8 protein-coding genes are annotated in these 12,179 nt (G+C 77.0%); all 8 read left to right on the plus strand.

Annotated elements, in window-relative coordinates:
* Positions 1-2 precede the first annotated feature (2 nt).
* Complete coding sequence (locus tag ABZO31_RS11020) at positions 3-1,664, plus strand: protein phosphatase 2C domain-containing protein (RefSeq protein WP_406860952.1); 1,662 nt, start codon at positions 3-5, stop codon at positions 1,662-1,664.
* A 30-nt stretch (positions 1,665-1,694) separates the two neighbouring features.
* Positions 1,695-3,047: a vWA domain-containing protein gene (locus ABZO31_RS11025; protein ID WP_406860953.1), complete on the plus strand. Its 1,353-nt coding sequence runs from the start codon at positions 1,695-1,697 to the stop codon at positions 3,045-3,047.
* A 67-nt stretch (positions 3,048-3,114) separates the two neighbouring features.
* Entirely contained in the window at positions 3,115-4,614 is a 1,500-nt protein-coding gene (locus ABZO31_RS11030; RefSeq protein WP_406860954.1) for an FHA domain-containing protein, read from the plus strand.
* 137 nt (positions 4,615-4,751) lie between these two features.
* The gene (locus tag ABZO31_RS11035; protein WP_406860955.1) at positions 4,752-5,156 is read left to right on the plus strand and encodes a globin; all 405 of its coding nucleotides are present in this window, start codon (positions 4,752-4,754) and stop codon (positions 5,154-5,156) included.
* Positions 5,157-5,328: 172 nt separating this feature from the next.
* A complete protein-coding gene (locus ABZO31_RS11040) occupies positions 5,329-5,676 on the plus strand; it encodes a hypothetical protein (RefSeq protein WP_406860956.1) in 348 nt (115 codons plus the stop codon).
* 2 nt (positions 5,677-5,678) lie between these two features.
* Complete coding sequence (locus tag ABZO31_RS11045; RefSeq protein WP_406860957.1) at positions 5,679-6,371, plus strand: ABC transporter ATP-binding protein; 693 nt, start codon at positions 5,679-5,681, stop codon at positions 6,369-6,371.
* Complete coding sequence (locus ABZO31_RS11050; protein ID WP_406860958.1) at positions 6,368-8,563, plus strand: hypothetical protein; 2,196 nt, start codon at positions 6,368-6,370, stop codon at positions 8,561-8,563. The genes ABZO31_RS11045 and ABZO31_RS11050 overlap by 4 nt, the downstream gene beginning before the upstream one ends.
* A 196-nt stretch (positions 8,564-8,759) precedes the next feature.
* Positions 8,760-12,098, plus strand: a complete 3,339-nt coding sequence (locus ABZO31_RS11055; RefSeq protein ID WP_406860959.1) for an FtsX-like permease family protein — start codon at positions 8,760-8,762, stop codon at positions 12,096-12,098.
* Positions 12,099-12,179 lie beyond the last annotated feature (81 nt).

The raw sequence follows: 12,179 nt of genomic DNA on the forward strand, positions 1-12,179 counted from the left end.
TGATGAACGACCGGAATCCCGAGCACCGGCTCTCCGCGTGCCCCGGCTGTGCCGAGCCGCTGGACCCGACTGATCGTTTCTGCGGAGCCTGCGGCCATGCGCTGACGGAGCCGGAGCCGGCGGCGGACCGCCCCACGATCGCCCTGGGCTCCGAGCCCCCGGCGACCTGGCCGGCGCCCGCCCCCCGCGACCTCTCCACCCAGACCCAGCACCCGGGCGACCTGCCCACGGCGGCGGGCACGACGGGCGGGAACGGCCTCAGCGTGCCCGGCGGCTCGCGCGCGGCGCAGGCCGTCGCCGGAGGCACGGGTGTGACGGGCGTGGGTCCCGGCCCGGACGGCTCCGCGGCCCTGGCGACCGACGACTCGGCGGACGCCGCCGCCGACGGGGCGGACGGACTCGCGACCGCGGACCCCACCGCCCCCGCGCCCGTCGACCAGGCGGCCGGCGGCCTCGCGGTAGGCATCCCCGCGCCGCACGGCCCCGCCGACCCGGCCGCCGACGGCCCCACGCCCACCGGCCCTTCCGCCGACGGCCCCACGCCCGCCTCCCCCTCCGCCGACGGCCCGTCGCCCGTGCCCGCTCCCCCCGCCGGGGGCGAGCCGTGGGCGGCGGCCGGTGACGCCGTGCGGCACGACGGGGCCTCCGCCGCCGGGCAGGAAGGCGGGGACTACGAACTCGCCGCCCCCGACCCGCGCGTGGCGGCCGCCGCCGCGCAGGTCAAGGTGTGCGTGGCCTGCCGCGCGGGCCGCGTCGACACCGACGGGTACTGCGAGAACTGCGGGCACGCCCAGCCCCGCGAGCGGGACCACATGGAGCGGGAGCTCGACTGCGTGGCCGCGGTCAGCGACCGCGGGCTGCGGCACCACCGCAACGAGGACGCGTTCGCCGTGTCGTCGGCCGCGCTGCCCGACGGCTCCCCCGCCGCCGTCGCGATCGTCTGCGACGGCGTCTCCTCCGCCACCCGCCCCGACGACGCCTCCGCCGCCGCCGCGACCGCCGCGAACGCGTCGCTGCTCGCCGCGCTGCCCCGCGGCACCCACCCCCAGCAGGCCATGCTGGAGGCCATCGTGGCCGCCGCCGACGCGGTCAACTCCCTCGCGGAGGAGCCCGGTTCGGCCCGCGACCACGACCCGCACCGCAACGCGCCGGCCTGCACCATCGTCGGCTCCGTGGTGACCGGCGGACTCCTGGTGGTCGGCTGGGTCGGCGACAGCCGCGCGTACTGGGTGCCGGACGACCGCTCCGCCCCGCCCGCCCGGCTCACCGAGGACGACTCCTGGGCCGCCCAGATGGTCGCCGCGGGCCTGATGAACGAGGCCGAGGCGTACGCGGACGAGCGCGCCCACGCGATCACCGGCTGGCTCGGCGCGGACGCGTACGAGCTGGAGCCGCACACGGCCGCCTTCAAGCCGGACCGCCCCGGTGTGGTCGTGGTCTGCACGGACGGCCTGTGGAACTACGCGGAGGCCGCCGAGGAGATGGCGCGGGTCCTGCCGGCGGACGCCGCCGGCCGTCCGCTGCACGCCGCGCAGGTGCTCGTGGGCCACGCCCTGGACGGCGGCGGGCACGACAACGTAACAGTGGCGCTGGTGCCGTTCGCCGTGCCGCACGAGGGGGCAGGATCGGCAAGCGGCGCCGTCGGCGGCAGCCCCACCGCGTAGCCCGAGCCTTCGTCCACAGGAGCCGAACCGATGGCCAACTTCTCCAAATCGAACGTGCCGCACTTCTCGGTGGACGTGTACCAGAACGAGTACCTGCCGGAGGGCGGGCGCGAGGTCAACGCGATCGTGACGGTCACCGCCACCGGTGGCGGCACCAGCGGCGGCACGCTGGGCGCCGGCGTGCCGCAGCCCCGTACGGACCCGGACGCGCCCGACGCCGCGGTCGTCGTCATGGTCGACTGCTCGGGCTCCATGGACTACCCGCCGACCAAGATGCGCAACGCCCGCGAGGCGACGGCCGCCGCCGTGGACACCCTGCGCGACGGCGTCGCGTTCGCCGTGGTCGCCGGGACGCACGTGGCCAAGGAGGTCTACCCGGGCGGCGGCGCGCTGGCCGTCGCCGGCGACCGGACCCGTGCCGAGGCCAAGGAGGCGCTGCGCCGGCTCTCCGCCGGCGGCGGCACCGCGATCGGCACCTGGCTGCGCCTCGCGGACCGGCTGCTCTCCGGCGGCGGCGCGCCGATCCGGCACGGCATCCTGCTCACCGACGGCCGAAACGAGCACGAGACCCCGGCCGATCTGCAGGCCGCCCTCGACGCCTGCGCGGGCCGCTTCACCTGCGACGCCCGCGGCGTCGGCACGGACTGGGAGGTCAAGGAGGTCACCGGGATCGCCTCGGCCCTCCTCGGCACCGCCGACATCGTCGCCGACCCGTCCGGTCTCGCCGCCGACTTCACGCGGATGATGGAGGCCGCGATGGGCAAGGAGGTCGCGGACGTGACGCTGCGTCTGTGGACCCCGGTCGGCACGGAGATCCGGTACGTGAAGCAGGTCGCCCCGACCGTCGAGGACCTGACGGCCCGGCGCACCGAGGCCGGTCCGCGGGCCGGCGACTACCCGACCGGCTCCTGGGGCGACGAGTCCCGCGACTACCACGTCTGCGTCCGGGTGCCCGAGGCCGCCGTCGGCCAGGAGATGCTGGCCGCCCGGGTCTCGCTGATCCGCCCCGACCCGGCGGGCGGCGCGCCGGAGACCCTCTCCCACGGGCTGATCCGGGCGGTGTGGACGGACGACATGGCCGCGTCGACCGCGATCAACCCGCAGGTCGCCCACTACACGGGGCAGGCGGAACTCGCCCAGGCGATCCAGCAGGGACTCGACGCCCGCAAAGCGGGCGATTTCGGCGGGGCGACCGCGAAACTGGGCCGTGCGGTGCAGCTCGCGGCCGCCTCGGGGAACACGGACACCGCGAAACTGCTTTCGAAGGTGGTGGACGTCGTCGACGCGGCGACCGGTACTGTGCGTTTGAAGGCGAAGGTCGCGGAAGCGGACGAGATGACTCTCGAAACCCGCTCCACCAAGACGGTTCGCGTCAAGAAGTAGCAGCAAAGCAGCAGTGAAGAAGTAGCCCGGCCACAGGGGCCGGACGACGAGAGGGGGAAGCACCGACATGCCGACCTGCCCGAACGGACACCAGTCGGTCTCCGACGACTGGTGCGAGGTCTGCGGCCATCGCATGGCCGGGGCGGGCGCGCCTGCGGGTGCCGTGCCGCCCCCACCGCCGCCGGCGCCCGGGTACGGGTACCCGGGACCCGGCGACCCGAACGCCACCGCCCAGGCGGAGCTCTGCCCGCAGTGCCGCACCCCGCGCGAGGCCATGGCCCCGTTCTGCGAGGAGTGCCGCTGGAACTTCCTGACGAACACGGCGACCTCGTACACGCCCGTCGCGCCGCCCGGTGCGGCCGGCCCGCCGCCGGGGATGCCGAGCCCGCCGCCCGGTCTGAACCTGCCGCCCGGCTTCCAGGCCGGCCCCGGCCCGAGCCGTCCGGCCCCGGGCCCCGGCCCCGGTCCGGGTCCGCAGATGCCGCCGCCGGGACCGCAGGGTCAGCGGCCGCCGGACCCGTTCGACTACCAGGGCTCGCGCCCCTCGCAGATGAACCGGCCGGCCGAGCCGCTCTCCGGCGACCCCGCGCAGCACCAGGGCCCGCCGCCGCCCCCGCCGGCCTTCAGCCAGCCCGGGCCGCCGCCCCCGCCTGCCTTCAACCAGCCCGGCCCGCCGCCGCCCGGCCCGGGTCCGCAGGGTCCCGGCCCGCAGGGCGGTCTCGGCATGCAGGACCCCGGCCCGCTGGGCCAGGGCATGCAGGGTCCTGGTCCGCAGGGTCTCGGTGCGCAGGGTCCCGGTCCGCAGGCCGGTCCGCCGATGCCGCCCGGCCCGCAGATGCCGGGTCCCGGTCCGCAGCCGGGTCCGCCGGCCCCGCCGGCGTTCCTGCAGCAGGGTCCGCCGCCGCCCCCGCCCGGTCCGCAGCAGCCGCCGGTGCCGGGCGCGGACGACTGGATGCTGCCGCCGCCGTCGCACGCCCAGTCCGCCTCTCCGCAGGCGCCGCAGGCTCCCCAGGCGCAGCACGCGCCGCCGGCGCCGCCGCAGCCGCACGCCCCGCAGTTCCAGGGCGGTCAGCCGCCGATGCCGCCGCAGGGCGGTCCGCTCGGCGGGCCTCCGCCGGGCGTCCAGCAGCAGCCGCCGTTCCCCGGCCCGGGGATGCAGGGCGCGGGCTGGACCGCGGTGGTCGGTCCGGACCGTGAGTACTTCCTGGCGATGATGCAGCGCAGCGGCCCGGAGGCGTCGGGCCTGAACCTGCCCGCGTACTCCCCCGAGCAGCATCTGCCGCTGGTGGGCAACCAGGTGTCGATCGGCCGCCGCCGGCACTCGACGGGCGAGTCCCCGGACATCGACCTGTCGGTGCCGCCGGAGGACCCGGGCGTCTCGCACCAGCACGCGGTGCTGGTGTCGCAGCCGGACGGCTCGTGGGCGGTGGTGGACCAGAACTCCACCAACGGCACCACGGTCAACGGCGCGGAGGAGCCGATCCAGCCGTACGTGCCGATCCCGCTGCAGGACGGCGACCGGGTGCACGTGGGCGCCTGGACGACGATCACGATCCGCCGCGGCTGAGCGCCGGGCCGTACTCGCGTCCCGGGGCCGTGCACACGGCCCCGGGACGTCGTGCGTCCGGGCCCGGACGCCCGGGGCCGGAGGGGTGGGGTCCTAGGCCCCCGGTCCTCGGCCGGGCGGTCTGAGACCATGGAACGGTGATGGAGATTCCGCGCGGCACACTTCAGGAGCAGACCTTCTACGAGCAGGTGGGTGGCGAGGAGACCTTCCGGCGCCTCGTCCGCCGCTTCTACCAGGGCGTGGCGGAGGACCCGCTGCTGCGTCCCATGTACCCGGAGGAGGACCTCGGCCCCGCCGAGGAGCGTCTGGCGCTCTTCCTGATGCAGTACTGGGGCGGCCCCCGCACGTACAGCGAGCACCGCGGGCACCCGCGGCTGCGGATGCGGCACGCCCCGTTCACGGTCGATCGGGCGGCGCACGACGCCTGGCTGCGGCACATGCGCGACGCCGTCGACGAGCTGGGGCTCGCCGAGGAGCACGAGCGGCAGCTGTGGAACTACCTCACGTACGCCGCGGCCTCCATGGTCAACACGGAGAACTGAGAAGCCACACTCCGTGAAGGGTTGACTACATTTCGGTCACCCTTGGTCGTGTTCCGGTCAACGGCGCGCAACATCCGACACCTCGCACACACCCACCACTACCTTCACGATCGCAACACATCGAACGGACATCCGCACCCGGCGGATGTCCTTCTTCTTGTGGAGGTTCATCGTGCGTCGGAGAACCATGCGTCTGGCGGCCGCCGCGGCCGCGGGAACGGTCACCGCCCTGCTCGCGCAGAACGCCGCCTTCGGCAGCGTGTTCTACGTGTACCACGGCAGTGACTTCGCCTACACGAGCAGCGATCACCTGAACGTGAGGGTGTGCGACCGCGAAGTCGACGGCTTCAACGTCTACAGCGAGTTCGTCCGGCTGTCCGGCGCCACCGGGCGGGTGGAGGAGAGCGGCGGCTACTGCCGCTGGGGCGCCACGGGCAGCTCGAAGGTCTACCGGCTGAAGACCTGCGAGAACTACCCCTTCGCGCCCGACTCCTGCTCCGCCTGGAAAGAGCACTACTGACCATGACCTCCTCCCCCACCCTGGACGTCACCGGCCTGAGCTGCGAACTCGGCGGGCGCGCGCTGCTGCGCGACGTCACGCTGACCGCCCGCGCCGGCGAGTCCCTCGCCGTCACCGGCCCGAGCGGCAGCGGCAAGTCCACGCTGCTGGCGCTGCTCGCCGGTCTGCGCCCGGCGCCGGCCGGGACGGTCCGGGTGTGCGGGACGGACACCGCCGCGCTGCGGCCCGCGAAGGCCGCGGCGTGGCGGTTGCGGACGATCGGCTTCGTCTACCAGGCGGGCGAGCTGCTGCCCGAGCTGAGCGCCGTCGAGAACGCGGCCCTGCCGCTGCTGATCGGCGGCACGCGGCGGACGGAGGCGTACGAGACCGCGGGCCGGCTCCTCGACGAGCTGGGGGTCGGCGCCGTGGCCGACTCCCCGGCGGGCGTGCTCTCCGGCGGTGAGCGGCAGCGGGTCGCGGTGGCTCGCGCGCTGTCGACCCGCCCGCCGCTGATCCTCGCCGACGAGCCGACCGGCGCGCTCGACGAGCGGGCCACCGACGACGTCTGCGAGCTGCTGTACGCGCTCCCCGCGCGCTACGGCACGACGGTGCTCACCGTCACCCACAACCCCCTGGTGGCCCACCGCGCCGACCGCAGGCTGCGGCTGCACGCGGGACGGCTGACGGAGGACCGCGCGGCGGAGGCGGACGCGTGAGGAGCGGCGCCCGCCGCGGCGCGACCGCGCAACTGCTCGCCGTCGGGCGGCGGGCCGCCGGGGACCGGCGCGATCCGCGGCACCTCGTCCGGACCCTCTGCCTGCTGCTCGCGGGCGTCGCCGCCGCGCTGCTCGTCTGGGGCGTGCAGGTCAACGCCGCCGTGTACGGGGCGCGCGAGAGCCGGACCGAGGCCCGGCTCCCGGTCCGCGCCGCGCCCGGGACCGCGCCGCTCGCCCGGTGGGCGGACGGCTCGGACACCGTGGACGACCGGGCGTTCTCCGTCGTGACCCTCGAACCCGTCGCCGACCGGGCCCCGTTGCCGCCCGGGCTGTCCCGCTGGCCCGCGCCCGGCGAGGCGTTCGTGTCACCCGCGCTGCTGGAGGCCCTGCCGCAGTCCGCCACCCGGTACGGCCGGCTCGCCGGCGTCATCGCGCCGAGCGGCCTCAAGGACCCCGGCGAACTCTTCGTCTACCGCCGCCCCGCCGTCGGCTCCGCGCTCGCGGACCGGCCGAACGCCTTCCCGGTCACCGGCTTCGGCGCACCGGCGGACGGCGCGAACTTCCTGATCGGCGACGGCTTCGACCGTCCCGAGGCGGACCTGTACTGGCTGATGGCGCCGCTGCTGGGGCTCCCCGTCGGCGTCCTGCTCGTCGTCGCCTCCCGGCTCGGGGCCCGCGACCGGGACCGGGGGCTCGCCGTGCTGCACGCGATCGGCGCGGGCCGCTCGGTCCGGGCGAGGATCGCGGCGGGCGTCTGCCTGCGCCCGCTGGCCGCGGGCGTGCTGGCGGGCGGCGCGCCCCTGGCGGCCCTCGCGTACACCGGACTCACCCTGCCCGTCACCGGATACGCGATCGCCGCCCGCGATCTCACCGCGCTCCGCTGGGCGTTCCCGCTCGCGCTGCTCGTGCTCTGGGCGCTGCTCTGCGGCGCGTTCGCCGCCCTGCACCTGCGGGTCGGCGAGGCGGCCGGCGCGCGGCCGCGTCCGGAGTCCGACCGTCCGTCGGTGTGGCCGGGCCGGATCTGCGGCTCCGGGACGCTCGCCGCGCTGTGGGGGGCGATGCTCGGCGGGGCGTGGGGGGCACGGCTGTTCGGCGTGGGCGTGATCCTGGCGCTGGCCGGGCTGCCGCCGCTCGCGGGCCGGGCCGCCGCGCGGGTCTCGGCGGCGGTGACCCGGCGGCCCGAGGGTGATCCTGCCCGGCTCGTCGGCAGCCGCTGGGCCGCCGCCCACCCGCGGGCGCTGGCCCGGGGCAGCGCGGCGATCGCGGTCCTGCTCGGGCTGCTGGCCCAGACGTACATCACGGTCGGCGAGCTGACCACGGACGCCCGGCACGCGACCGCGCTCGCCGAACAGCTCGACGGCCGGCTGGTGGAGGTGAACGGCGTCCGCACCCCGGAGCAGGCGTCCCGCTTCCTCGCCGCGCTCGACCCGGGCGCGCGGGCGCTGCGGGTGGTCCATCCGACCGAGGAGGCGCCGCCGGTCGTGGTCGCCGACTGCGGCACCCTGGCCGCTCTCGCCCCGCTGCGGGACGCCTGCCCCCGGACCCCCGTCCCGCTGGACCGGGTCTTCGCCGCCCGCACCGCGCGGACGGAGGCCCTGCGCTGGACGACGTTCGGCACGACGACGGTCCGCGGCACCCCGGACCGGGCCGAACTGCTCGCCGGGCAGGGCGCGTTCGTCGTCCTCGCCGCGGACCGGGGCGGTGTGGACGGGGTGGAGCGCGCCGCCTACGCGACGCTGCCGCTGACGGACGTGCACGTCCCCGGCGCCGAGTACACGGTCGGCGCGGCGGCCCGCGCCCGGATCGCGGACTGGGTGCTGCTCACGGCGGGCCTCGGCCTCGGCTTCCTCGTCCTGACCGGCGCGGCGGGCCTGCTGCACGCCTTCCTGGAACGCGCGGAGGAGCTGCGCCCGCTGGCCGGCTACACCTCGGGCGCCGGGTTCCATCTGCGTGTCGCCTGGTGGGGCATGGGCCTGCCGACGGTCGGCGCGCTGCTCCTGGCCACCGCGTTCGGCGGCCTGCTCGCCGCCTTCAACCTGGCCTTCCTCGCCCCCTCCGGCAACTCCCCCTTCCCCGTCCTCGCGGGCGGCCTCGCCCTCGCCGTCCTCGTGTGCGCCGCGGCCACCCTCGCCGGCGGCCTCCTCGGGGCCCGCTACACCCACGCCTGGGTCCCGCGCGGCGACCGGAGTTGATTGAAAGTTGACTGAATGTACGGCTCCGGACACGGACGGGCGGAATCCGGTGAGCTGATGCCGGATAACGGTCACGATCGCGTCAAGGTCGGGCCGTAACGCGGCGAAAGCGGTTTCCACCCTCCGTGGCCTCTGAAAGCATCCGGTGAACGTTTACGGGTCATCGGGGGACGCCTTCGGGGGGATGGGTGACGGGGTGACGGGGTTCGTACTGCTGCGCGTCAGGGCGCACGGACTGCTGCTCTCGGCCGCGTTGCTGGCCGTCCTGCTGACCACGTCCGTCCTCGCCGCGCTGGCCGGATTCTCCGGTTCCGTCGGCGACGCCGCGCTGCGGTCCACGCTCCAGGGCCGGGAGGCCGGCGCCTCGGCGCTCGTCGTCACCGCGCAAGTGCCCCCGGACAAAAGGGCCTCGGCGGACGAGGCCGTCCGCGCCGGGGCCCGGGAGACCTTCGAGGGTCTGCCGGTGACCGTGCGCAGGCTTGAGCGCTCCGGCCCGTACGCGCTGCCGCGCGGTCTCCAGGACCCGGCCGCCCGGCGCGGCGAGCCGGACCTGACCCGGCTGGCCGCGCTCGACCGCTCCCGGGTCACGCTGGTCCGGGGTGCCTTCCCGCGCGCGTCCGCGGCGGCCGTCGAGGTCGCCGTCCCGGAGGCCGCCGCCCAGCGGCTGCGGATCGCCCCCGGGGCCGTCCTCGACCTCACGGACCGGCTCGACGAGAAGCGCACCCTGAAGGCCCGGGTGACCGGCGTCTACCGGCCCGCCGATCTCGCCGACACCTACTGGCTCCTCGACGAGGCCGCCGGACGCGGCGTACGGACCGTGGTGTTCACGACGTACGGCCCCCTGCTCGCCGACGAGGCGCTGTTCGGCTCCGGCCGGCTCAGCCGGGGCGACACCGCCTGGCAGGCGACCGCGGACTTCACCGCCATGACCACCGACCGGATCGGGCCGCTGCGCACCGCGTCCGCCGCCGGGGCCGCGGCGCTCGCCGCCGACGCCGGACCGTTCGGCGGCGGCCAGGTCACCGCGCAGACCTCGCTGCCGACCGTGCTCCAGCAGGCCGAACGGCCCCTGCTCGTCGCCCGGTCCACGCTGCTGATCGTGGCCGTGCAGCTGGTGCTGCTCGCCGCGTACGCGCTGCTGCTCGTCGCCCGGCTGCTCGGCACCGAGCGGTCCGGCGAGACGGAACTGCTGCGGGCCCGCGGCGGTTCGCGTGGCCGCCTGGTGTGGCTGGCCGCGGTGGAGGCCGCGCTGCTCGCGCTGCCCGCGGCCGTTATCGCGCCGCTGCTCGCCGGCCCGCTGACCCGGCTGCTCGGCTCGCACGCGGCGCTCGCCGACGCCGGGCTGCGGCTCGACGCGACGCCCGCCGCGCAGGTGTGGCTGGTGGCCGCCGGGGTCGCGGTGTGCTGCGCGGCCGCCGTGGTCGCGCCCGCGCTGGCCGCCGGAAGCGGCGGAACGATCCGGCTGCGCAAGGGCCGTGCGGCCGCGCTGCCCGCGTCGGTGCGGGCCGGGGCCGACGTCGGCCTGCTGGTCGTCGCGGCCGTCGCCTACTGGCAACTCGACCGGCAGACCACCGCGTCGGGCGGCGGCGCGATCGGCGGCGACCGGGAGGGCCGGCTCGGCATCGACCCGCTGCTCGTCGCCGCGCCCGCGCTCGCACTGCTCGCCGGCACCGTCCTGACGCTGCGTCTGCTGCCGCCCGCGGCCCGGCTGGCCGAACGGCGCGCTGCGGGCGGACGGGGGCTGCCGGCGGCGCTCGCGGGCTGGCAGTTCAGCCGCCGGCCGCTGCGCGGCGCGGGCCCGGTACTGCTGCTCGTGCTCGCGGTGGCGATGGGGATGCTGGCGATCGGACAGAGCGCGTCGTGGGGCCGCTCCCAGAACGACCAGGCCGACTTCCGCACCGGCGCAGCCGTGCGCGTCCTCAGCACCCGCGGCTCGGACCCCGGCGAGGCCGGCCGGTACACCTCGCTGCCCGGCGTACGGGCCGTCGCCCCGGCACTGCGCGACACCATGGGCCTGAGCGGGAACCGCACCGCGGACGTGCTCGCCCTCGACGTCGCGAACGCCGCGGCCGGCGACGCGCTGATGCTGCGCGGCGACCTGGCCGGCGACCGCTCGGTCGACGAGGTCCTCGGCGCGCTGAAGCCCTCGGGACCCGCCGCCCCCGGTGTCCGGCTCCCCGACGGCGCCGAGGCGCTGACGCTGGACCTGCGACTCACGTCCACGGCCGCGCACTACGCGCCGCCCCGGGTGACCGTCACCCTGGAGGACCGGTACGGCATCCCGTACAGCCGCGGCCTCGGCACGCTCCCGGCGGACGCCGAGGTCCACCGGCTCACCGCCGACCTGAGCGGACCGGCCGACGGCCGGCGCGACAAGCCCGCGGGCCCGCTGACCCTCACCCGCCTGGAGCTCGACGGCCAGCTCGCGTACGGCAAGGGCGGCACGGAACGGCTGGTCGTCGAGGCGCTGACGGCGGCCCGCGCGGACGGGGCTCCGCAGCCCGTGCCCGCGCGGCTCGGCGGCTGGTCCGCGCAGCTGACGGAGGACGCGCCGGACGGCGGGGACGGCTCGACGGCGCGCCCGAAGCCGTCGGCCGGTGCCGCGGCACCGCTGGACCTCGGCTACCGGTTCGGCTCCGCCGCGGCCCCCGACGCGTACGCCCCGGTCGTGGGGTACGGCCTGCGCCTCACCCCGGTCCGGGAGAAGCGGACGGCGCCGCTGCCCGCGGTGGCCTCGGACGCGTTCCTGTCCGCGGCCGGGGCGCGGCGCGGCGACACGGTGGACGTGCTGGTGGCCGGGCGGACGGTGACGGTGCGGATCGCGGAGACGGTGCGGCAGCTGCCGACGACGGGCCCGAGCACGGCGAAGGCCGGGGTGCCGGCGGGCGCCGGCGACGGCGGCGGGATCCTGATCGACCTGCGGTCCGCGAACCGTCTCCTCGCCCTCACCCCCGGCCCGCCGCTGCAGCCCGACGAGTGGTGGCTGGCGACCGAACGGGGCCGGACCGCCGAGGTCGCGGCGGCGCTGCGCGCGCTGCCGGACATGGACCCGGCGCAGGTCCTCGTCCGCGACGAGGCCGCCGCCGAGCTCGTCGGCGACCCGCTCGGCGCCGGCCCGCGCTCCGCGCTGATGGCGGTCGCGGCCGCCGCGGCGGCCCTGGCGGCGGTCGGCTTCGCGGTGAGCGCGGCGGGCTCGGTACGGGAGCGGGCGGCCGAGTTCGGCCTGCTCCGCGCCCTGGGCGCACCCCGCCGCCAGCTGGCCCGCCTGATCGCCGCCGAGCAGGGCCTCCTGGTCGCGATCGGCCTCCTGGTCGGCCTGGCCCTGGGCGCGGCCCTGACCCGGGCGGTGGTCCCCCTGATCCTCCTCACCCCCCAGGCCACCCGCCCGGTCCCCCCGGTCCTGGTCGAACTCCCGCCCGGCCAGGTGGCCGTCCTGCTGGCCGCGGTCGCGGCCGTCCCCGTCCTGATCGTCACCGCGATCGCCCTGCGCCGCGAGGACCCGGCGAAGACCCTCCGAACCCAGGGGGCGGAATGACACCCCGGCCGGCAGGCGATGCACCGACCGCGCGCACGCCTCGCCCCGCGGAACGTCGCGACGCCCGGGGGCCGTCGAGGC

This window comes from Streptomyces solicamelliae (assembly GCF_045348655.1).
Taxonomy (GTDB): Bacteria; Actinomycetota; Actinomycetes; order Streptomycetales; family Streptomycetaceae; genus Streptomyces; species Streptomyces solicamelliae.